The organism is Bradyrhizobium sp. 33ap4 (assembly GCF_032654765.1).
Taxonomy (GTDB): Bacteria; Pseudomonadota; Alphaproteobacteria; order Rhizobiales; family Xanthobacteraceae; genus Bradyrhizobium; species Bradyrhizobium australafricanum.
This window is the reverse complement of sequence record NZ_JAUMTJ010000047.1, coordinates 25,235-46,637: the sequence shown is the minus strand read 5'-3', so window position 1 is coordinate 46,637 and position 21,403 is coordinate 25,235. Positions and strand designations below refer to the sequence as shown.

The 21,403-nt window shown below is 66.1% G+C and carries 23 protein-coding genes; 12 read left to right on the top strand and 11 right to left on the bottom strand.

The features are described from left to right. Positions 1 to 32: 32 nt before the first annotated feature. From Q2M23_RS30420 to Q2M23_RS30410, 3 genes are read right to left on the bottom strand one after another with little or no spacing between them, the layout of a single operon-like run. Positions 33 to 1,049: a sugar ABC transporter substrate-binding protein gene (locus tag Q2M23_RS30420; RefSeq protein WP_057018945.1), complete on the bottom strand. Its 1,017-nt coding sequence runs from the start codon at positions 1,047 to 1,049 to the stop codon at positions 33 to 35. A gap of 42 nt (positions 1,050 to 1,091) precedes the next feature. Beyond that, positions 1,092 to 2,063 carry an ABC transporter permease gene (locus Q2M23_RS30415; protein WP_057018944.1) on the bottom strand — a complete coding sequence of 324 codons (972 nt, stop codon included), beginning with the start codon at positions 2,061 to 2,063 and terminating at the stop codon, positions 1,092 to 1,094. Between the two features lie 20 nt (positions 2,064 to 2,083). Then, positions 2,084 to 2,791: a TetR/AcrR family transcriptional regulator gene (locus Q2M23_RS30410; protein WP_076834932.1), complete on the bottom strand. Its 708-nt coding sequence runs from the start codon at positions 2,789 to 2,791 to the stop codon at positions 2,084 to 2,086. A gap of 391 nt (positions 2,792 to 3,182) precedes the next feature. Here Q2M23_RS30410 and Q2M23_RS30405 point away from each other — a divergent pair, with 391 nt between their 5' ends. After that, the gene (locus Q2M23_RS30405) at positions 3,183 to 3,359 is read left to right on the top strand and encodes an MJ0042-type zinc finger domain-containing protein (protein WP_316398015.1); all 177 of its coding nucleotides are present in this window, start codon (positions 3,183 to 3,185) and stop codon (positions 3,357 to 3,359) included. Between the two features lie 68 nt (positions 3,360 to 3,427). Here the strand turns inward: Q2M23_RS30405 and Q2M23_RS30400 are convergent, their stop codons facing one another. From Q2M23_RS30400 to Q2M23_RS30380, 5 genes are all read right to left on the bottom strand, one after another. Then, positions 3,428 to 4,690, bottom strand: coding sequence for an MFS transporter (locus tag Q2M23_RS30400; RefSeq protein ID WP_316398014.1), 1,263 nt, complete (start codon positions 4,688 to 4,690; stop codon positions 3,428 to 3,430). Further along, a complete protein-coding gene (locus tag Q2M23_RS30395; RefSeq protein ID WP_253588658.1) occupies positions 4,687 to 5,016 on the bottom strand; it encodes a hypothetical protein in 330 nt (109 codons plus the stop codon). Before Q2M23_RS30395 ends, Q2M23_RS30400 begins: the two co-directional genes overlap by 4 nt. Next, positions 5,003 to 5,617 carry an isochorismatase family protein gene (locus Q2M23_RS30390; RefSeq protein WP_076834934.1) on the bottom strand — a complete coding sequence of 205 codons (615 nt, stop codon included), beginning with the start codon at positions 5,615 to 5,617 and terminating at the stop codon, positions 5,003 to 5,005. Before Q2M23_RS30390 ends, Q2M23_RS30395 begins: the two co-directional genes overlap by 14 nt. A gap of 41 nt (positions 5,618 to 5,658) precedes the next feature. Then, positions 5,659 to 6,111 carry a MarR family winged helix-turn-helix transcriptional regulator gene (locus Q2M23_RS30385; protein ID WP_076834935.1) on the bottom strand — a complete coding sequence of 151 codons (453 nt, stop codon included), beginning with the start codon at positions 6,109 to 6,111 and terminating at the stop codon, positions 5,659 to 5,661. Between the two features lie 222 nt (positions 6,112 to 6,333). After that, complete coding sequence (locus Q2M23_RS30380; RefSeq protein WP_225161524.1) at positions 6,334 to 6,648, bottom strand: hypothetical protein; 315 nt, start codon at positions 6,646 to 6,648, stop codon at positions 6,334 to 6,336. Between the two features lie 247 nt (positions 6,649 to 6,895). On the opposite strand from Q2M23_RS30380, the gene Q2M23_RS30375 reads away from it, so the two are divergent. From Q2M23_RS30375 to Q2M23_RS30335, 9 genes are all read left to right on the top strand, one after another. Further along, a complete protein-coding gene (locus Q2M23_RS30375) occupies positions 6,896 to 7,966 on the top strand; it encodes a sensor histidine kinase (RefSeq protein ID WP_316398013.1) in 1,071 nt (356 codons plus the stop codon). Positions 7,967 to 8,015: 49 nt separating this feature from the next. Beyond that, positions 8,016 to 8,672 carry a response regulator transcription factor gene (locus Q2M23_RS30370; protein ID WP_028335911.1) on the top strand — a complete coding sequence of 219 codons (657 nt, stop codon included), beginning with the start codon at positions 8,016 to 8,018 and terminating at the stop codon, positions 8,670 to 8,672. 139 nt (positions 8,673 to 8,811) lie between these two features. After that, a complete protein-coding gene (locus Q2M23_RS30365; protein ID WP_229161741.1) occupies positions 8,812 to 9,198 on the top strand; it encodes a hypothetical protein in 387 nt (128 codons plus the stop codon). Position 9,199: 1 nt separating this feature from the next. Then, positions 9,200 to 10,951 carry an OmpA family protein gene (locus tag Q2M23_RS30360; RefSeq protein ID WP_316398012.1) on the top strand — a complete coding sequence of 584 codons (1,752 nt, stop codon included), beginning with the start codon at positions 9,200 to 9,202 and terminating at the stop codon, positions 10,949 to 10,951. Beyond that, the gene (locus Q2M23_RS30355; RefSeq protein ID WP_057018933.1) at positions 10,951 to 11,451 is read left to right on the top strand and encodes a GTP-binding protein; all 501 of its coding nucleotides are present in this window, start codon (positions 10,951 to 10,953) and stop codon (positions 11,449 to 11,451) included. Before Q2M23_RS30360 ends, Q2M23_RS30355 begins: the two co-directional genes overlap by 1 nt. Positions 11,452 to 11,729: 278 nt before the next feature. Then, the gene (locus Q2M23_RS30350; RefSeq protein WP_229192793.1) at positions 11,730 to 12,134 is read left to right on the top strand and encodes a DUF3597 domain-containing protein; all 405 of its coding nucleotides are present in this window, start codon (positions 11,730 to 11,732) and stop codon (positions 12,132 to 12,134) included. Positions 12,135 to 12,211: 77 nt separating this feature from the next. Beyond that, a complete protein-coding gene (locus tag Q2M23_RS30345; protein ID WP_229192794.1) occupies positions 12,212 to 12,496 on the top strand; it encodes a hypothetical protein in 285 nt (94 codons plus the stop codon). A 78-nt stretch (positions 12,497 to 12,574) separates the two neighbouring features. Beyond that, entirely contained in the window at positions 12,575 to 12,994 is a 420-nt protein-coding gene (gene mscL / locus Q2M23_RS30340; protein ID WP_076834941.1) for a large conductance mechanosensitive channel protein MscL, read from the top strand. 48 nt (positions 12,995 to 13,042) lie between these two features. After that, complete coding sequence (locus Q2M23_RS30335) at positions 13,043 to 13,210, top strand: hypothetical protein (protein ID WP_168857300.1); 168 nt, start codon at positions 13,043 to 13,045, stop codon at positions 13,208 to 13,210. Positions 13,211 to 13,250: 40 nt separating this feature from the next. Here Q2M23_RS30335 and Q2M23_RS30330 read toward each other — a convergent pair whose 3' ends face one another. After that, positions 13,251 to 14,069 (bottom strand): class I SAM-dependent methyltransferase, encoded by an 819-nt coding sequence (locus Q2M23_RS30330; RefSeq protein ID WP_316398011.1) that lies wholly within the window; start codon positions 14,067 to 14,069, stop codon positions 13,251 to 13,253. Beyond that, a complete protein-coding gene (locus Q2M23_RS30325) occupies positions 14,056 to 14,520 on the bottom strand; it encodes an Rrf2 family transcriptional regulator (protein WP_168857299.1) in 465 nt (154 codons plus the stop codon). The genes Q2M23_RS30330 and Q2M23_RS30325 overlap by 14 nt, the downstream gene beginning before the upstream one ends. Before the next feature lie 317 nt (positions 14,521 to 14,837). On the opposite strand from Q2M23_RS30325, the gene Q2M23_RS30320 reads away from it, so the two are divergent. Continuing rightward, positions 14,838 to 16,928 carry a tetratricopeptide repeat protein gene (locus Q2M23_RS30320; protein WP_316398034.1) on the top strand — a complete coding sequence of 697 codons (2,091 nt, stop codon included), beginning with the start codon at positions 14,838 to 14,840 and terminating at the stop codon, positions 16,926 to 16,928. A 7-nt stretch (positions 16,929 to 16,935) separates the two neighbouring features. On the opposite strand, the gene Q2M23_RS30315 is transcribed toward Q2M23_RS30320, so the two are convergent. Further along, positions 16,936 to 18,666 (bottom strand): ATP-dependent Clp protease adaptor ClpS, encoded by a 1,731-nt coding sequence (locus tag Q2M23_RS30315; RefSeq protein ID WP_057018927.1) that lies wholly within the window; start codon positions 18,664 to 18,666, stop codon positions 16,936 to 16,938. 310 nt (positions 18,667 to 18,976) lie between these two features. Here Q2M23_RS30315 and Q2M23_RS30310 point away from each other — a divergent pair, with 310 nt between their 5' ends. Beyond that, the gene (locus Q2M23_RS30310) at positions 18,977 to 21,322 is read left to right on the top strand and encodes a mechanosensitive ion channel family protein (RefSeq protein WP_253588666.1); all 2,346 of its coding nucleotides are present in this window, start codon (positions 18,977 to 18,979) and stop codon (positions 21,320 to 21,322) included. Positions 21,323 to 21,403 lie beyond the last annotated feature (81 nt).

Sequence of the window (21,403 nt, the reverse complement as noted above, 5' to 3'; positions counted from 1 at the left end):
ATCGCCCGGGACGTCGAGCGGGAATGGTTCGACTATTTTTTCAGGTCACTGAGATTCCAGCACGCGGTCTGGCTGTCCGCGTTCTCTTTGGTGATCGGAATCAGCGTCGTGTATTCCGACCCCTTGATCGAGCCGGCCTTGGCGCCCGACGACAGCAGCCATTTGATCGTGCCGGCCATCTGCGCGGCCTGGGTGGGCACGTCGTAGCTCATGTTGAGATCGAACGCGCCGGACTTCACCAGCTCGCAGGCGCCCTTGCGCTCGCCGCCGCCAGAGGTCGCGACGAACACCTTGCCGGTCAGGCCGGCTTCCTTCACCGCAGCGGCGGTGCCGATGTCCATGCCGTCCCAGAAGCCGACGATGCCGCAAAGATCAGGATTCTGCTTCAGCACCGTCTGGGTGATCGCCTTGGCCTTCGCGGCATCCCAGTCGGCCGCCTGGCTCGAGACCACCTTGATCTCCGGATGCTTGGCGAGCACGTTCTCGACGCCCTTGAGCGTGTAGGCGCTGGCGGCCGCCGAGAGCGCGCCCTGCACGATGGCGATCTTGTTCGACTTGCCCTGGCAGGCCTTCACCACGGCTTCGGTGTCGCGCTCGCCGATCTCGATCCAGTTGGCGCCGACAAAGGCCGACGAGCGATAGGCCGATCCCATGTTGATCTGGATGACGTAGATGCCTTCGTTCTCGGCGCGCTGCAGCAACTTGGCGTAGGTCTGCACGTCCGGATTGTGGATCACCATCACGGCGGGCTTCTCCGAGATCAGCGAGGTCACTGCCTGCGCGCCGGCATTGGTGTTCCAGTTGGGATCGCGGATCTCGAACTTCACGCCGAAGGGCTCGAGCTCCTTCTTCATGCCGGCGTACCAGCCTTCGGTGAGGTCGAAGTTCATGGCGACCGGAACGTAGGCCACCGTCTTGCCGGCGAGGGCTTCCCTGAACGGCTTCTGGAACGGCTCGTCCAGGCCCTGCTGGGCCAGAGCCGGGGCGGCGATGGCGGCAAGCCCAAGCGCCGCGGCGATCACCTTTGCAGTGCTGACAGCGTATTTCATTGGTTCCTCCTTGGTCGTGATTGAATGTTCTTGTGGCTTGGTTCAGATGTCACCCTGCTGTGCCGTTTCTTCGTTGCGCGGATTCAGGAATGAATCCGTGATGACGGCGAGCAGCAGGACGACACCCTTGACGAGATTTTGTCCGGCGTAGGAAATGTCCATGATGGTCATGCCGTTCAGCATGGTGCCGATCAGCAGCGTGCCGATGATGACGTTGAGCACGCCGCCGCGGCCGCCCGACAGGCCGATGCCGCCGAGCACGACGACGAGGATGACGTCGTAGATCAGGGTCGAATTGAAGATGCGGGTCGGCATCGAGTTGACCGATGCCGCCATCACGAGGCCCGCGAAGCAGCCGATCAGCGCCGCGACGACATATTGCAGCACGATGATCGGGCGCGAGGGGATGCCGGTGACGCGGGCGGCGTAGGGATTATCGCCGATCGCGTAGATATAGGCGCCCCAGCGCGTCTGGCGCAGCAGGAACGCGACCACGACGCAGGCGATCGCGAACATCACGATCGAGGTCGGAATGCCGAGGATGGTGCCTTGTCCGAGCCGCTCGAAGCCCTTCATGCCGTCGCTCCACTGCACGACGTCGAGCTGAAACAGCGCGGCCTGCCCGAGGCCGGCGAGCAGCAGGCCGGTCGCCAGCGTCGCAAACAGCGAAGGGACCTCGGCATAGGCGATCAGCCAGCCGTTGACCAGGCCGAACGCGATCGTGAGCAGCACCGCCGTCGCGAGCGCGGCCGGCAGCGAGTGGCCGTTCTGCACCATCTGCAGCACGAGCCCCGGCGGCACCGCGAGGGCTGCGATCAGCGAGATGTCGATGCCGCGCCCGATCACGACGATCGCCATCGCAAGCCCGAGGATGCCGAGCACCGCGACGTTCTGCAGCAGCGTCAGCATGTTCTCCGGCGTCAGGAAGCCGCGCAGGAAGATCGAGAACGCCAGGAACAGCACGGCAAAGACGGCGAAGACGATCTCCTGTTGATTGAACCGCAAGCGCTTCATTGCCTCGCCCTTCCTTGCGTCTATAGGTGCGCCGTCTGCCTGGATCTGGTGCGGGAGCCGGTCGCGACGCGGCCGGGCCGCGTCCTGGCTGCGACCGCAGCGTCGACGAATGCGCCGACGGTGTTGATGTAGGCCTCGATCGAGGTGCCACGTCTGCGGTACTTGGCGCGCTTGACGTACCAGTCCTGCAGCAGCGGCTTGATCAGCGATGCCGTCAGCGTGACCTGGTCGATCGTGAAGACGCCGCTGGCGACGCCCTGCTTGAGGACGCCGGCGATGATCTTCTCGGTCATCACCTCCATCTCGATGGCGCGCTGGCGCTCCGCCGGCGGAAACGACTTCGCTTCCATGAAGCAGAACACGAACCAGGGCTGCATCGCCTCGCTCATCCGGACATGGGTCGCGATGATCCAGTGCAGATGCTTGCGCGCATCCTGCTTCACGTCCGCGGGCGGCGAGTTGAGGACCTCCGCCACCGTCTCGGCGACCTCGCCGAGGATCATCGACAGCAGCGTCGGCTTGCTGTCGAAATACGTATAAAGGCCGCCCATGCTGAGGCCCGAGGCCTCCGCGAGCTGGCGCAGCGTGGTGGCGTGAAAGCCGTGCTTGTTGGAAAGCGTGAGCGTGGCGCCGATGATGCGCGTGAGATTCGGAACGGCGAGATGGGTTTTCTGGACCCGGATGGAATCCCGATGACGTTCGAGGATGCGCGCGCAAAGCACGTCCATCGCGAACGCATTCGCCGTCCCCGGTCGCTGACGCGCGAGACCCACGTTGCCTCCCTGGCTATGCTCCCGGACCATTTCATTTTGTTGCTGGTCCGAGCCGGGCTTTACGCCCTTGTCTAATTCCTAGCCCACGAAACGGCGCCCGGAAAAGGGGGATGATGAAATTTTCTGAGAGAGCGCTCGCTCGTTTTTTGGGTCCGCGGCCGTGTTGCCGGCCTGGGCGCGTCGTCGTTCTGGCCATCGTCGGGAACTTTTCGCGCTGAAAGCACAGCACAAATTCCAGGTAGTCTGGTCGACCAGCACGCCGGTTAGACGGGCGTCACATTCCGATGATGGGCGTGTGGGAAGCTCAAGAGCGCAACGGCTTGCTGATTCGATGCGAAAATCTGACGTGACGTGTCCCCATTGCCAGGCCGGCTATCGCCGGATCGAATTGACGTCGAAGGGCGGCGCCGCGGGTGAGTTCCGCTGCCTGGTGTGCGACCACATCATCGAGCTGATGGATGGTTCGGCCGACGTCGCCTTTCGGCTGACCGTGCAGCCGGGCAAGACGTCCTACGCCTACTAGCGTTTTCGGTTCGCGTGAAGGACACGTGCTCAAACACAGGGTAGCAGCGCCGGTCGGTGGCGCCATGCTCAACGCTGCTGCGGCAGGTTGACCTCGCTCCTTCGCGCCTCCTGGCTGCGGCGCTCGGCTTCGCCGCCCGATCGGGACAGCATGCCGATCGCCACGATCGCTGCGGCAAAGCCGGCGGCGGCGCCGACGCCGAGGGCCCAGCGCGGGCCGAGGTGATCGGCGACCCAGCCGACGATCGGTGCGCCGATCGGCGTGCCGCCGAGCGCAACGCCGAGCCGCAGCGCCATCACCCGACCGCGCATCGCCGGCTCGGTCGAGAGCTGCATCAGCGCGTTCGAGGTGTTGGTGACGGTCAGCGCGGCGACGCCGATCACGACCAGCGCCGCGGCAAACAGCCGATAGCTCGGCGCCAATGCGGCGAGCGTGCAGCCCAGCCCGAAGATCGCGGCACCCAGCATCAGCGAGCCGAAGCGCGGCTCCTCGCGGCTCGCTGCCAGCAGCGCGCCCGACATCGTTCCGAGCGCCATCATCGACGACAGCAGGCCGAAGCCGCGCGCATCGGTGTGGAACACGCCAACCGCCATGGTGGAAATGAAGATCGGAAAGTTCAGTCCGAAGGTCCCGATCAGAAACAGCATGATCAGCGTCGCCCTGAGATCGGGCCGCGACCAGACATAGTGGAAGCCCTGCATCACGCTTCCCTTGGTGCGATGGGCGCGCGCGTTCGGGCGCAGCTCGGAGGTGCGCAGCAGGGTCAGCGAGGTCAGCACCGCCAGGAACGATGCGCCGTTGAACAGGAATGCCCAGCCGGTGCCGACGGAGGCGATAATCAGGCCGGCGACGGCGGGGCCGATCATGCGCGCGGCGTTGAACGAGGTCGAGTTCAGCGCGATCGCATTCGACAGATTGGTATCGCTGACCAGTTCGGCGACGAAGGTCTGTCGCACCGGGGCATCGAGCGCCGCCGCGCAGCCGAACAGGAACGCGAAGGTGTAGACGTGCCAGAGCTGCACCAGCCCGGTGACGGTGAGAATGCCGAGGATGAGTGCGAGCGCGCCCATCGTCGCCTGGGTCGCCATCAGCAGTTTGCGCTGGTTGAAGTGATCGGCGGCAAAGCCGGTCCACGGCATCAATAATAGTTGTGGCCCGAATTGCAGCGCCATCACGATGCCGACGGCGGACGCGCTGTGATTTGTCAGCTGGGTGAGAACCAGCCAGTCCTGCGCCGCGCGCTGCATCCAGGTGCCGATGTTGGATACCAGCGCGCCGGCCGCCCAGACCCGGTAGTTGAAGCTCGCGAGCGATCGAAATACGCGTCTCATGTTCTCTGAGGTTCATTCCCGCCGTGAAACCGCCCGAACCGCCGCGCCAGGAACAGGCCGATCAGAAGACCGCCGAGCCCGAGCGCTGCAACGTCGCTGGTGGTTCGCAAGCCAAAGTCGCCGACGCGGCAGACCAGAAGATATCCGACCGCGAGGTTGAAGAAGCCCCACACGATGTTGACGGTCGATGAGGACAGGCCTTCGCCGGGCGGTTTGGCGAACGGGCTCTGGAACGCTTCGCCCATCATGCCGGCGACGACGTGGGGGATCGCATTGGTGAGAAAGACGCCGCCGAAGAAATAGGCGACGAGATCAAGCCAGTTCATGCGCGTTGGTCCTTTCAACGAGATCGATGATCGCCTGCGTCGAGCCGGTTTCGCCAAGCCGCGGGAACACGTGCTCGATGCTGTATTCATGCGCGTGCGACCGCGCATCGGTCATGGCGTCGATTGCGAGCGTGACGTTGAAGCCCGCCTCATAGGCCTGTCTCGCCGTCGATTCGACGCCGCCCGCGGTGGCGACGCCGGCGATCACGACTTGCGTGACGCCACGCGCTCTCAGCAGGCTTTCGAGGTCGGTGCTGGCAAATGCGCCTCGCGTTCGCTTGGTCACAACGATGTCGCCGGGCTGTCGGTCGAGCTCCGGAATGAGATCGGTCCATCCGTCGGGAAGCGGGCCGCCAAATGGATTTCCAATGGGATTTCCAATTGGATTTCCATGGCGCGGCGCCTGCTCGGTTCGTCCCGGCGAGCTGCCGTCGACATTGACCAGCGCGACCGGCAGACCGTGCCGCCGGAACGCAGCGCCAAGCGCGGCGGCGCGAGCCACGATGTCGCCGATCGGATGGGCGAAGGGCCAGCCCATGAGGCCGCTTTGCAGATCGATGACGATCAATGCGGTGATCGGATCGAGCGTGGTCAGGGCCATGGTCGTTACCTTTCTCGCAAGCTGTCGCAGCGCAGCCGGCCTCAATCCTCGACCAGCCGCTTCAGCAAGCCGACGGCGGCGGCGAGTTCGTCCTGCTCCCGCGCCGACAGCCGCGCGGCGATGGTGCGCGACAGCCAGTCCTGCCGTGCGGCGCGGCCGGTGCGAAGCCGCTCGCGGCAGCTATCGGTGAGCGACATGATGGTCTGCCGGCCGTCGTCCGGATCCGGCGCGCCGCGGACCAGGCCCGCAGCCTCGAGCGCCGATATCGCCGAGCTCATCGATTGCGGACGCATACCCTCCGATCGCGCCAGGCTGGACACGGTCGCGGGGCCATCCTTTTCGAGGCGAAGCAGCACCGCGACCTGGGAAGGCGGGAGGTCCTCGCGTTGACCCTGCTCGCGAAGCCGCCGCTTCAGCCTTCCAATCAACAGGCGAAGATCTTCGGCCAGCGCGGATGTGCGCGCCGAGCCGGGGCGGGCCGGTCCATTGCTCATGCCGGATCGGATAGCATATATGAAGGTAAACTGTAAAGATTATCTTCGCAGTTTATCTGCATACGTGTCCTGCTGCAGCCAACCGGCTGGTTTGACGCTATTCGCAGCCGGAATCGGCGCGGCACGCGACAGCGCCCGCGCGTGCGTGACGCCGGCCAGGTCTCAGCGAAGAAATGAAATGGACGGTGAGGGTTTTGAGCGCCTCAGCGTAATGGCGCGCGCTTACTCGGGCGCAGCGTCGCTGCTTGCCGCGGCCTCGTACATCTCGCGCGCGCGCCTGGTCACGGCCGCATAGCGCGCCGTTGCGCTGAGGCTCATCAGGCCGGCGCGCACCAGTCCGAGAATGGCGCGTCGGGAGTGGAACGGCCCCGTCTTGCTCGCGGCATATCCGCGCGGATAGAGCTGCAGGCGGCCGGCGAGCGCTTCCTGCAATGCCATCTTCTGGGTTGCGCTCAGGCGCCGGCGCCGCGCGGGCTTGCTTGCTTCCGCCAGCATGCGCAGCTCGATGCCCGACGGTTTCCGTGGTGCGCCCTTCATTGTCAGCTCACATTCCGGCCGACTGGCGCGACCTTTCGCGAGGCCCGGCGCCCGGCCGGCATCGCCATGGACGCCGGCATGTGGCACATCATGGCTTGCGCTGTTGCTCATTCGTGAGACAGAACCGCATTTCGAGCAGCCGTGGCATCTGACGAAGGTCAGGACCGGTTGTGACGAAAGTCATATTCGTTTGCGACCGCTGCCGGCTTACGCCAGAGTGGCTGCTCGCTGAGTTGATGGGCAACGCATGATCGATCTGAGCGCGGATTTGCTTGCGGCCGCAGAAGCCGACGTCATCGGTCTCGCCGTCATCGGCGCCGATCGAAGCATGCAGCGGAAGATCGGCCGGCTGGTCGAGTGGCTTCCCGCAACCGGCGTCGATTGCTGCGAGTGTGTGTTGCTGGTCGGCATGGAAGCCGAGCTGGCGGCGCTTGCCAGCGGCCAGCGGGACATGATCGCGCTGGCCGGTGTGCGTGGCGCGTCGCCTGACATCACGCAACCGATGACGGCGGTCGTGCTGTGGAACGGCGCGCAGTCGCATTACTTCGTCATCGCCATGCCGGATTTTGCCGGCCGTCAGGTCGAAACGCTGCTCGGCAGCGAGCGTCGCGCCCGGCGCCTGATGGAGCAGCAGCTCGAGGCGGCGAGCGCGGAGGTGCGCTTTGCCTCGCTGGCGCGGACGCGGCTGCGGCTGGCTCGCGATCTGCACGATACGCTGGTGCACTCGATCGTGGCGCTGCTGACCCAGATCCGGCTGATCCGGCATTATTTGTCGGCCGATCCCGCCCGTGTGGCGGACAGCCTCGCGACAGCTGAAGATGCGGCCGCGAGCGGCCTGAACCGCGCCCGCGAAGCCATCGACCGCCTGCGCACGCCCGACGACCTGAAGCTTGATCCCGATGTCGAGGGGCTGCTCAGCGACTTCGCCGCGCGCAGCGGTGTCAGGGTGTCGATCCAGATCGACGAAGCGGCGCGCTCCGGCCTGCGCGATTGCGGCCTGACGGTTCAGCGCATCCTCAGCGAGGCACTGCGCAATGTTCAGACGCATGCGCGGGCGCGCCGCGTCTTCTTTCACGCCTTCGACGAACCGGCCGCGGTCGGCCGCAAGCTGATTGTCGAGATCCGCGATGACGGCTGCGGCTTCGATCTCGCGGTCCCGACGCCAGGACATTTCGGATTGATTGGTATGGCCGAATTTGCTGAACTTGTCGGCGGCAGCTGCGCGGTGGAGAGCGCGCCCGGGCAGGGAACGCTGGTCCGGATCTCGCTCCCCGTGGCGGTGCCGCCGGCAGCGTCAGCCGGCGTGCTGGCCGATTGAATTCGTTGCCGCGCATGCAACACGTTTTCGAGAGGATGACGGAAAGCTCGTGAGCAGAATTGAGAAGATACGGGTGCTGATCGCCGAGGATCAGACGCTGATCAGGGAAGGTATCGCCACGCTGCTCGCCCAGCAGAACGACGATTTCGAGATCCTTCCCGGCGCGGCCGACGGCGAGCAGGCTATCGAATTCGCGCGGCGCTATCGGCCGGATGTCATCCTGATGGACCTGCAGATGCCGCGGGTTGACGGCATCGCCGCGACCCAGCGGATTCTCCGCGAATTGCCGCAGACCCATATCGTGGTGCTGACGACGTTCGAGACCAACGACCTGATCTTCGAGGCGGTGAGCGCAGGCGCCAAGGCGTATCTCTTGAAGGACGCCAGGATGGAGGAGATCGCCTCGACGATCCGCGCGGTCATCAACGGCCAGTCCGGGCTTTCGCCCGGCGTCGCCGCGCGCATCCTCGACGAGTTCAAGCGGCTGCGCGGCCCGCGCGTCTCGGCGAAGCTGCCGGTTCGCGACGGGCTGACGGCACGGGAGAATGAAATTCTTACGCTGATCGTCGAGGGCAAGAGCAACACCGAGATCGGCGAGCAGCTGCATTTGGCCGAAGGAACCGTGAAGAACTATGTCAGCACGATTCTGGAGAAATGCCAGGTCAAGAACCGTACAGAACTCGCAATAAAGGCAATAACTTACTAGAAATAATTGGCCGTGATCGCACAACCACGCGGTTGATCCGGCTGAGATTGCTCGCCTTTCTCTGGGCCGCGCCCGCAAAATTGGCTATAGGGTTGTTTCGGATTTGCTTTTTGACATCGCAGGTCCGGATTGCGCAGCTATGAGTAAGCGGGAAATGACCATGAAGGGTATCGAGCGCCAGACCAAAGGTACGGACGGACCGGCGGACGCTGCGGCGGCCGGCAACGGCGTGGATCCGGCGGCGCATGGCATGGCGGCGATCGATCAGGTTCGCGACCTGCTGTTCGGCGGCGCGCAACGTTCGCTCGAGACCAACCTCTCGGGTCTGCGCGAGGAGATGCAGGCATCGCTCAAGCAGATGCAGGCGGACTTCACTAACGAGCTCACCGCGCTTTCTGCGCGGCTCTCCGACCTCGAGCGGGATACCGAGCAGAAGCGGCTCGACTCGCTGAAGGATGTCGGCGCGGCGATCACCCAGCTCGGCTCGGTCATCAGCGGATTGGGATCCGGCCGCACGGGCAAATAGCATGGCAGCTGCTGCCGGCCAGAACCGCGAGATCGAGCAGCTCAAGACATTGCTGTTTCAGCCCGAGGCGACGCGCCTGACGTCGCTGGAGGCCGACCTCGACTCGCTGCAGCGCTATGTCGGCAACGCCGACCGCCTGGAGACGGCAACCGCGGGCATCCTGGTCGAGGCGCTGGAGCGCGCCGAGGTCAACCGGCCGCGCGAGCTCGCCAGCGCGATTGCGCCGGTCGTGGTCTCGGCGATCCGCAGCGAGATCAAGAACTCGCGCGAGCAGATGATCGAGGCGCTCTATCCGATCGTCGGCCGGCTGGTCAGCGCCGCGGTGGCGAATTCGTTCAGGGAGCTGGTTGCCTCGCTCGAGCAGCGCATCAATGCGTTGACCTCGGCGCAATTGTGGGTCGGCCGCGTCAAATCGCTGGTGACGGGACGCCCGATCAGCGAATTCGTGCTCGCCGATCAGCCGCCGCAGATCAACCGGCTCCTGATCATCGAACGCGGCAATGGCCGCCTGATCGCGGACTGGAAGCGCGATGCGACCGCCGACGAACGCGCCGACCTGCTCAGCGCGATGGTCGCGGCGATCCTGGAGTTCTCGGTGCAGGCGCTGGCCGGCGAAGGCAATCTGCAGACGCTCGATTTCGGCGGACGACAGCTCGCGCTGCGCGCCTCGCCCCGCTTCATTCTGGCGGCGGAGTGCCTGGGACCGTTGCGGCCAGCCGACAATGCCAGGATCAACTCGCTGTTCTTCGATGCGATCGAGCGCATCGACCGCGGCGCGGATTGCGACGGGCCGATGCTGGCGTCGCTGGCAGCCGCGATCGAGACCGACGATACGCCACGGCGGATCGCGAGCCGGCGCGGCAAGGTGATCCTGTTCGCCTTGCTCGCGGCCGTGGCCGCGCTGCTGCTCTGGCTTGCCGCGACATCGGTGACGCGCGGCCTGTTGGAGCGGCGGACCCAGGCGGCGCTGGAACAGCTCGCCGCAAAGCAGCCGTTGCTGGCCTCGTTCCCGCTGCGGCTCGACTTCGATCACGGCAGCCGAAGCGTGGCCGTTTCAGGCATCGAGCCGAGCCAGCTGGAAACCGCGCCGTTGATCGATGCGCTCGCCGCGGCCGCGGCACCGTACAAGATCGTCAACCACATCGGTCTGGTGTCCGCACCCGAGCAAATCGCGGCATCGCAGGCCGGCATCGCGGGCCTGCAGCAGAGCCTGACGCGCCTGCAGGCGAGCCTCGACCAGATGCGCGAGGCGATCGGTGCGCAGGCGAAGTCGGGCGACCAGAAATATGTCGCCCTGACCGAGCAATATGACAGGCTCGGCGAGCAGTATGCCAAATTGGCCGAGCAATATTCGAAGCTGCAAGCCGTCGCCGACGGTCCGGCGGCGCGGCTCGACCGCTTCATCGCCACCACTGCGATCTTCTTCGCGAACAATTCAGACGAAGTCCTCGACAACGACCAGGCCGAGCAGCAGCTGCGCGAACTCGCCGGACTAATGGCGAACAACGATCTCAGGCTGCGCATCGTCGGCTATGCCGATCAGAGCGGCACGGAAGGCACCAACCGGACGCTGGCGCGCAAGCGAGCCGAGCAGGTCCAGCGCAGGCTGACTGCGCTCGGGGTCGATCCGTCGCGGCTGATTTTGGTTTCGCGCGCGGCGACGATGCCGATCACCGACCGGGTCGACGCCACCGTCGGCGGTAATCGCCGCGTGGCGTTCGAGACGGTCTATCGAGGCGAAGTGGCCCGCTGATGCTCACCGCGAAAGTCATGCTGCTCGGCGATATGGGGGTCGGCAAGACGTCGATCCTCTATCGGCTGATCTACAACCGGTTCGAGGGCCAGTACAAATCGACGCTGGGCGTCGAGATCCTGAGCCACGACGTGGCGCCGGCGGATGGCAGCGATCCGATGCGCCTCGTGCTGTGGGACACCGACGGCGATTTCGGCACGCAGATCTTCGACACGGTCTATGTCACCGGCGCATCCGCCGCCATCATCGTGTCCGACGTCACGCGGCCGCAGACGGTGACCCGCATGGTGGAACTGGTCCGCGGCTTCGAGGAGCGCTTCCCGGGCCGGCCCTACCGGGCGCTGCTGAACAAGATCGACTTGCCGGAAGCCGCGGGCAGCGCGGGCGCGATTGCCGGGCTTGCGAAGTCGAGCGTCAAATCGGTCAGCGCCAAGACCGGCGTCGGCATCGCCGAGAGCTTTGTCGAACTCGCCCAGACCATCCGCCGCCGCCAGCTCTAGCTAGCGACAACGCGCACACGTCTGTGTCAGCCGCCCCGACTTCTCGGGGCTGGCGAATCGGGCCGGGACGGCTGACTTCATCGCACGTGGGGCGTACGATGAAAGGCTCTCGCGCGGCCGCAGAAAGCCGCACGCTCCGCCGACAGCACCACGCCGTCCCACACTCCGATAGTGACGATGGTCATCTTCCGCTCGGCCAATGGCCTGCCTATCGTCCGCCCCGTCACTGGAAACAGCCACGGGACGAACGGTATCTCGGGCGCACGGAGCGAGAGATCATGAGCATTTTTGGAAGCATCATGGGTGCAATCTTCGGCCACGGCGCCCAGGCCAAAACCGCTGAGAGCACAACGGCGGCTGCGCCCGGCGCAGCGCCTTCGACGTCGACGGCTGCATCCGCTGCGCCCGGCACGGCGGCGGCACAATCCGTCGACGTCGCCGCGATCGTCGACAAGGCGGCCGCGGCGACCGGCGAGAAGCTCGACTGGCGCAGCTCGATCGTCGACCTGATGAAGGCGCTCGGCCTCGACAGCAGCCTCGCGGCGCGCAAGGAGCTCGCGAAGGAGCTGCACTACACCGGCGACACCAGCAACAGCGCCGCCATGAATGTCTGGCTGCATCAGCAGGTGATGGCGAAGCTCGCCGCCAATGGCGGCAAGCTGCCGGACGACATCAAGACCTGACGTCCCGCCTCCAGCCGCGCGCGGCGCTCGCGCCCGCGCGGTTCCGAACGATGTCTATTGCGTGAGGAGCAGTTGCGATGACCTCATCTCATCCTGCCATCCTGAACAGGCCGCGCGCTGGTGTGGTGCGGTCCGCCGTATTGGTCGGCGCGGCACTCGGATCCGTCGCGCTGGCGCTCGGCATCGATGTCGCCACCGCCCGCGCGGATAACGCCCGCGACGAGCCGCGGCCGGAAAATGCGAATGTGCAGCGCGCCGCGCAGAACCCGCCGCCGGCGCGGGTCATCCTGCCGGCGCCATGGGAGCAGGCCGCGCCTGCGCAGCCGGTCGCGGCGCCCGCGAAGCCGGCCGATCGCAAATAGTCTTTCGTCCCCTTGGAGCGGCCGGCGATCCAGTCGCCGGGCCGTGCCACCGCATTCATTTGGAAAACAGGAGATCAGATGCTGAAGGAATTCAGGGAATTCGCCATGAAGGGCAACGTCGTCGATCTCGCCGTCGGCGTGATCATCGGCGCGGCGTTCGGCGCGATCGTCTCGTCGATGGTGGCCGATGTCATCATGCCGATCATCGGCGCGATCAGCGGCGGGCTCGACTTCTCCAACTATTTCACGGCGCTGTCGAAGTCGGTGACGGCGACCAACCTGGCCGATGCCAAGAAGCAGGGCGCGGTGCTGGCCTGGGGCAACTTCCTGACGCTGACGCTCAACTTCCTGATCGTCGCCTTCGTGCTGTTCATCGTGGTCCGCCTCATGAACCAGCTCAAGCGCGAAGCGCCCGCGGCGCCGGCCGAACCGCCGAAGCCGACCAAGGATCAGGAGCTGCTCACCGAGATTCGCGATCTCCTCAAGTCGCGCGCGTAGCGATCGCGCCTCGTATCGCGCGTACAGCCCCAGCTCTGGAGCCTAGCCATGCCAGATCAGGTCAAGCTGCCCCGAAAATTATCGCAAGAGCCCGGTGGTGCAGAGCCGCTGCGGCCGAGCCATCGGCGGGTGATCGAGGAACTCGACCGCTGGGCCAACAGTCCCGGCCTGCAGCCGCCGAGCGATGAAGAAAAGCCGGACGACGACAAGCGCTAGGCGGCCATGACCTCGCACGACCGGATCGCGGCTGTTTCGGTCAAGCCCGCCGGGCCGTCGCGATCAGCGCGGTCGACGGAATCGCGAAGCTGTCGCCGACCCGCCTGCGCTGGATCTCGGCGCGGAAGGCGCGCGCGACTGCGGCGCTCTGGTCGGCATCGAGCCCGCTCCAATGCGGCATGAACTCGAACAATTTGTCGACGTCGGCGGGATTGGCGACATTGAGCTTGAAGTCGTGGGTGATCTCGGCAATCGCCGGATCGGAGAAGCCGGCGGCGATGAGCGCAGCGGCGAGGCGGTCGGGGTCGGCGAGCTCGGCGAGGCCCGTGCCCGGCATCGGCGTGACATTGTCGGGATAGAGCCGCCGGATGATCTGCGAGAGCAGGAGATGCACGGCGGCGCCATCGGCGCTCTTCCAGACCGCAATCGCCGCCGATCCGCCCGGTCGCGTCACCCGCGCCATCTCGCTGAGGCCGGCGCGCCAGTCCGGAAACAGCATCACGCCGAATACCGACACAGCCGCGTCGAACGCGGCATTCGGCAGATCGAGCGCCTGGCCGTCCATTTGCCGCGCCTCGATATTCGCCACACCAAGCGCGCGGACCCGCGCCACCATGCCGGCGGAGAAATCGATCGCGGTGACCTCGGCTCCGGTGCGGGCGGCGGCCAGCGCCGCGGCGCCCGTGCCGGTGGCGACGTCGATCACCCTGGATGACGGGTCGATCGGAAGCGTTGCGACCGCGGCGTCGGCGAACAATGTCGTGAACGGCTGCGACTGCGCCTCATAGGCGGCGACCATTTTGTCCCAATGCGCGGGATCGTTGTACGGCAGAGGTTTCGCCTGCTCACTTGACTGCATGAATCTGATCCTCGAGACTTTGTTTGTGTTTGGCGAGCCGGCGCTTGAAATCCTTCGCGAGCACATCGAGCGTCACCGCGCCGAGCCGCTTCAGGAACAGCGCCTCGACCTCGCGAAACGTGTCTCCGAGCGCGTCGTTGACGGCCTGTTCGACCAGGCAGCCGGGATTTTCCGAGCGATGGCCCATCGCGACGATCGTGGGCGCGCCGACCGCGCGATAGATGTCCGCGAGCGTGATGTCGGCCGGATCGCGCGCCAGCGTCCAGCCGCCGCCATGGCCCTTCTCCGAATGCACGAGACCCTGCTCGCGCAGCCCCGCCATCACACGGCGCACCACCACCGGGTTGGTGGCCATCGCCTGCGCAAGTTGCTCCGACGTCACCGGCTCGCCGGCCCCGATCATGTGGAGCAGGCCATGCAGGACACTGGACAGGCGGCTATCGCGGATCATGTAACGTCATATGTTACATGAAGCGGCGGCCGTCAAGGGGGGCTCCTGGTCGCCCTCCTACCTCCCCTTGAAAAGGGGAGGTCGCTTTGCTCGCCAGAGCAAAGCGGATGGGGATCAGCTCTCTCCACTTGCAGCGTCGTCCGCGGCTGACCCCCATCCCGACCTTCCCCCTTTCAGGGGGAAGGAGAAGATCAGCCCGCGCCCGGTCGTGATTCTTCAATCTGGAATCGCGTGCCGGATTTCGCGGTGTCGCCCGTTTAATCCGCATCGGGGTCGTTGGCAGGGGCGGTATCGTGGGCAGCGTGGCGGTCGATCGGATGTTGCGGGATGCGGTGGCGCATTATGGCGCGGGCCGCGCGGCGGAGGCCGGCACGCTGTGCGGCGACATCCTCACCGCCGATCCCGACCATGTTCCGGCGCTGCATCTGTCCGCCGTCATCGCCTTCGTGACCGATCGTGCCGCGGAAGGCGCGGTATTGCTCAACCGGGTGTTCAACCTCGATCCGGACCATGCACCGGCCTTCGCCACCCTCGGCGATGCGCTCGCCGTGAAGGGCGAGCACGAGGGCGCGGTGGCGGCGTTCGAGCGCGGCGTGACGCTGCGGCCGCAGGATGCCGGCCTGTACATCAAGCTCGGCGTCGCATTGTGTGATCTGTCGCGCTTCGACGAGGCCGAGGCCGCGTTCCGGCGCGCGATTGCGCTCGATGGTGGCCTGACGCGGGCGCGGTTCAACCTCGCCGTCGCGCTGGCCGGGCAGCAGCGACCGGTCGAGGCGGAACAGGCCTATCGCGAGGTGATCGCGCGCGATCCGGTCTATCGCGGCGTCTGGCTCAACCTCGGCAATGTGTTGACCGATCAGAAAAGGCACGAAGCGGCCGCCACGGCCTATCGCCGCGGACTTGCCGCGGATCCTGACAATGCCGGGCTGCATTGTGGCCTTGGCGCCGCGCTCTATCGCCAGGGCTTGCTGGAGGATGCGATCCTGCACTACCGCCGCGCGATCGCGCTCGATCCCGGCAACCTCGCGCCGCAGCGCCTGCTGGCGATGGTGCTGCACGAGCTGGGCGAGCGCGCGGAGGCCGTCCGCATCTACCGGCAGGTCTCGGCCCGCGACCCGTCCGATCACGTTATCCTCAACAATCTCGGCGCCGGCCTGTTCGAGCTCGGACAGGTCGACGACGCCATCGCCTGCGCCGAGCTCGCGCTGGCGCTCAAGCCGGACTACGCCGCCGCGCACACCAATCTCGGGATCATCTTCGAGGCGCAGAATCTGGTCGAGGCGGCGGTCGCGGCGCATCGGCGCGCCATCGAGCTCGACCCGCTCTATGCCAAGGGCCACGCCAATCTTGCGGTCGCGCTGCGCAATGCCGGCGAAATCGACGCCGCGCTAGTGGCCTCGCGCCGCGCCATCACGCTCGATCCCACGCAGCCACTGGCGCATTACAACCACGCCCATTTCCTGCTGATGAACGGCGAGTTCGAGGAGGGGTTCGAAGAGTATCAGTGGCGGCGCAAATCCAAGATGCTCAGCGACGGCGATCCGGTGTTCGACGAGCCGGAATGGCAGGGTGAGCCGCTGGCGGGACGCACGCTGCTGTTGTTTGCCGAATATGGACTCGGCGACGCCATCAATTTCGTCCGCTATGTGCCGATGCTGGAGGGCAGGGGCGGTCGGATCATTCTGCAGGTGCAGCCGGGGCTGGTCGCGCTGCTGCGGCCGATGCTGCCCGATGTCGCGGTGTTCGCGCGCGGCGAGCCGCTGCCGCCGTTCGATCTGCAACTGCCGCTGCTGAGCCTGCCGCGGATCTTCCGCACCACCGTCGAGACCATTCCCGCAGCGATATCCTATCTGCGGGCGGATGCCGGCAAGCTCGCGCGCTGGCGCGAGGCGCTCGCCGGCGTGACCGCGCTGAAGGTCGGCGTGGTCTGGGCCGGCAATCCCAGGCACAAGGGCGACCGCCAGCGCTCGCTGCCGGCGGACGCCGTGCTGCCGCGGCTGGTCACATCGGGCGTGCAGCTGTACAGCCTGCAGAAGGAGCCGCGGCCGGACGATGCTCCGGTGCTGCGAGCCCTTGGCGCAGGTATCGTCGACCTCGCGCCGACGCTCGGCGATTTCGCCGACACCGCGGCGGCCGTCTGCGCGCTCGATCTCGTCATCGCCGTCGACACCTCGGTGGCGCATCTCGCCGGCGCGCTCGGCCGCCCGGTCTGGATGCTGTGTCCCTATGCGCTCGACTGGCGCTGGCTGCGCGATCGCGCCGACACGCCCTGGTATCCGACCATGCGGCTGTTCCGCCAGGACAGACCGCAGGCCTGGGATCGCGCGCTGGCGCGCGTGTCGGACGAACTCGCGCGGCTCGCCGGCGGCGAGCGCGAGTTGCTGTTGCCGGCACGTTTAGTGCGTTGACCGGCCATCACCCCGCACTCATCCCCTGCGCGCCGCCGAGCAGCTTCACGTTGAGCCGGCCGCCGTCGAACAGCATCTCGTTCAGCGCTGCGCCGATGTCGTCAGCAGTGACATCCTGGCCTCCCCCGCGGGCGATGCTGGCCTGAGCGATGCGGCGCATCAGCTCCTTGATGAATGCGGCGCTGACCCCGGCGGTGCGCTGCACCGCTGCGTCAACCACGGGCGGTTCGAGCGGCAGGCCCTTGCCGTACAGTCGGATCAGCTTGCCGCGCCCGGTCTCGTCGGGCACCGGCACCTCGATGGCCTGGTCGATGCGGCCGGGCCGGCCGGCCAGCGCGCCTTCCAGCTCCTCGGGCCGGTTGGTGGTCAGCACGAACAGGATGTCGCAGTCCTCCTTCAGGCCGTCCATCTCGTTGAGCAGCTTGTTGAGCAGCGATTCCTCGCACGGTCCGCCCATGTCCTCGCGGTCGCGCGCGATCAGGTCGACATCCTCGATCACGACCATGGTCGGCTGCAGCAGCCGCGCGAGGCTCATATAGGCGCCGAGCAGGCCGACCTGCTCGGCGGTGATGATCAGCGTGGTGTGATCCGGCAGGTTGGTGGCGAGATAGCGAATGGTGTGGGTCTTGCCGGTGCCGGGCGGGCCGTAGAGCAGGATGCCCTTGCGGGTCGACTGCCCGAGCTCGCGCAGCAGATCGCGGCTTTCGACGAAGTCGAGCACGTTGCGGTCGAGCAGCCGCAGCGTCCGGTCCGGCAGGATCACGTCATCGCGCGCGACCGTCGGCAGGCGATGCACGGTCACGCCGCGGGCGCGGCCGCGATAGTCGGCGGCATCCTCGAGCGACAGGATCTTGCCGCGATAGGATCGTGCCGCGTACACGGCCGCTTCCAGCTCGGCAAAGGTCCGCTGCACCAAGGCGTTTCCGGCGACGCCTGCGGGCACCGCGAGCTCGATCCGCAAGCCCGGCTCGGTCTGATAATCACGATGGTAGCTGAGCAGCACCGCGTAGCGCAGCTCTCCGGTTTGGCATAGCCACAAGCCATTGGTCAGGCATTTCACCGACTCAGGCTCGCCAACGTCGACGTCGTGATACTGCGGCGGCGCGATCGGCGGCGCGTTGCGGCTGTTCTCCATCAGCGAGGCAATCGCGAGGGTCTCATAGCGGTGTTGCTCATGAATGCCGAAGAAATGGATCGGCACATCGAACAACCTGTCGATCGCGATCTGAACGTCCGCTCGCATGTGACCGGGAAATTGTCGCGACCGGGTCATGATCTGATTGCGCGGCGTCCCGGCAAAATGCCAATCGAGCGCCATGAAGGCATATCTGAACTCCTCGCTCGGTAGATTTTCCGAGCTTGCCCGCGCGGCGATCAGGCAGTTGCCGCACAGGCAGACTGTCCGGCGGATGAGAAACACGTCGGTGACGGGCTCCAGCGCGCCACAGAGATCGCACGGCCGGGCCGCGTCGGCGGCCGATGCGGTGATCAGCAATGGATGCCCGTTGTTGCGGATCAGCTGTTGGGCGGACTCCAGCAGTGCCTTGGCCACCGTCGCGGGATAGGGGCCGCATGCGAATCCGTTCTGGGCCTCGATTCGCGCGGTGACGGCAACAGCCTCTTTCCGGGACTTGCCGAATACCGTGCGCAGCAGGTTGCGCATGAATTCTATCGGTGTCTCGTCGTCATCATGGATGAAGAGCCTGACCGGACCGTTCTCGGCAAAAACGTCGTGCATGAAACTCCCGAAACGCAATTGGGAACAAAAGAACAAAGTAAGAACATCACGGCGGCTCCTGCGCGTCAAGCGAAAGATTCTGCGGTCTCACCCCTGACGTGTAGTGAGCCGGCCGGGAACGCGCACTGGAAGTGTAAACGCGGCTCAACGCCTGTGACGATTGTGTTGCGGTAAATGCCAAGAGATGGCCGTCACAGCGGCAAACTTCCGACACACCATCGGGGCGAAAAGGAGTATCCGACATGGCGCGAGCGCGAGAGCAGATTCCTCCCAAGGGTTTGCGGTCGCGCAGTTATTTTATGAGGCCCTCGTGTCGCACAAACTTCGCCTTGCGCTGCTTCTCGTCTTCACCTTGTTCGTCTCTCCCGCGCTGGCGCAGCCGGCCGCCAAGCCGGCGCCGCCGCAACCCGCTACCGGCGACGCGCTGACGCCCGAGCAGGCGAAACGTGCGCTCGACACGCTGCAGGACGACAAGAAGCGCGGCGAGATCATCAACACGCTGCGCGCCATCGCCAATGCCTCGCCGCAGGCGGCGGCCCAGCCGGCGCCTGCGCCGGAGCAGCATTCGCCGATCCCGCTCACCGCCGACAGCCTCGGCGCACAGCTGTTGCTGATGGTGTCCGAGCAGGTCGGCGAGATGTCGCGCGAGGTCGCCGACGTCGCGCGCACGCTGACGCATTTCCCGGCGTTCTACTACTGGTTCGTGCGTACCGCCAACGATCCGGTCGCCTATGGCCTCTTGATCGATATCGCCTGGAAGCTGGCGCTGGTGTTCGGCTGCGCGCTGGCCGCCGAATGGGTGGTGTTCCGCCTGATCAAGCGGCCGGTCGCGTTCCTGGAAGCGCGGCTGCCGCAGACCGCGCGCATGCCGGTGCAGACGCTCGCCATCGTCGATCCGCCGTCGTCGGTTGCCGACGTCACGCCGGCGCCCGAGTTGCAGCGGCGCCGGCTCAGCCTGGCGCGGGCCTGGCAGTCGCTGGTCCGGCTGCCCTTCGTGCTTGGGCGCCTTTTGCTCGAATTGCTGCCGGTCGTCGTGTTCGGCGGCATCGCCACCGCGCTGCTCGGCACCGAGATCGGCGATCAATCGACCACGCGGCTCGTGATCCTGGCCGTCGTCAACGCCTATGTGTTCTCGCGCGTCTTGATTTGCGCGGTGCGCGCGCTGGCGGGGCCGTTCGGCCTGTTCCGCGTCCGTGCCGAGACCGCGGCCTATATCGAGATCTGGGCCCGGCGCATCGTCGCCGTCGGCGTCTCCGGCATCGCCTTTGCCAATGTCGCGCTGCTGCTCGGGCTGCATCGCGCCGGCTATGCCGCGCTGATCCGGCTCGTGATGTTGGTCGTGCATCTGTTCGTCGTCGTCATCATCCTGCAGTGCCGCCGCCAGGTCGCCGACGCCATCCGCGCGCCGGCCGATCGCACCGGGCTTGCGGCGCGAACGCGCAACCGGCTCGCGGCGCTCTGGCATGTGCTGGCGATCGCGCTCGACCTCGCGCTGTGGGCAGTGTGGGCGCTCAACATCCGCAACGGCTATTCGCTGCTGCTGCAATATTTCGTCGGCACTGTCGCGGTGCTGCTGGTTACCCGCCTCGTTACCATGGTGGTGCTGAGCCTGATCGATCGCGGCTTTCGCATCAGCCCGGAGCTGATCCAGCGCTTCCCGGGGCTGGAGACGCGCGCCAACCGCTATCTGCCGCTGCTGCGCAAGGTGGTCACGGCAGTGATCGCCTTCATTGGCTTCGTCGCGCTGCTCGAGGTCTGGGGCGTCGATGCCATCGTCTGGTTCTATGGCGGCCAGATCGGAAGCCGCCTGATCTCGGCGCTGGTGACGATCGGCATTGCCGCGCTGGCCGCGGCCGTGATCTGGGAAGTCGCCAATGCGCTGATGGACCGGCAGATCGAGACCCTGTCGCGCGACGGGCATTACGCCCGCGCCGCGCGCTTGCGCACCTTTCAGCCGATGCTGCGAACCGCGCTGTTCTGCATGATCGTCGCGGTGGTCGGCCTCACGGCGCTCAGCGAGATCGGCGTCAATGTCGCGCCGCTGCTGGCCGGCGCCGGCATCGTAGGCATCGCGATCGGCTTCGGTTCGCAGAAGCTGGTGCAGGACTTGATCACCGGGCTGTTCCTCCTGATCGAGAACACCGTGCAGGTCGGCGACAACGTCACGGTGTCGGGCCTCTCGGGCGTGGTCGAGAACGTCTCGATCCGCACCATGCGGCTGCGCGCCGGCGACGGTTCGGTGCACGTCGTGCCGTTCAGCGCGGTGACGACGATCACCAATTCCAGCCGCGGCGCCGGCAATGCCGCGGTCAGCGTCAACGTGTCCTACAAGGAGGACACCGACCGCGCCGGCGAGGTGCTGAAGGACATCGTCGCCCAAATGCGCCAGGAGACGGCGTATCGCGCATTCATTCGAGGCGACCTCGAATTGTGGGGCGTCGACAAGGTCGACGGCTCGGTCGTGACCATCGTCGGCCAGATCCGCTGCACCGATAGCGGACGCTGGGCGGTGCAACGCGAGTTCAACCGCCGCATGAAACGGCGCTTCCAGGAGGAGGGCATCGAGATCGCCTCGATGGGCCAGACCATCCTGATGCAGCTTCCTCCACCCTCCGAGCCCGATACCAACGCCCAGCCGCGCCGCGCGGCGGGCTGATCCGGCGCTCTGCTTCACCTCGCCCCGCTTGCGGGGAGAGGTCGAATTCGAGCGAAGCTCGAATTCGGGTGAGGGGGAGTC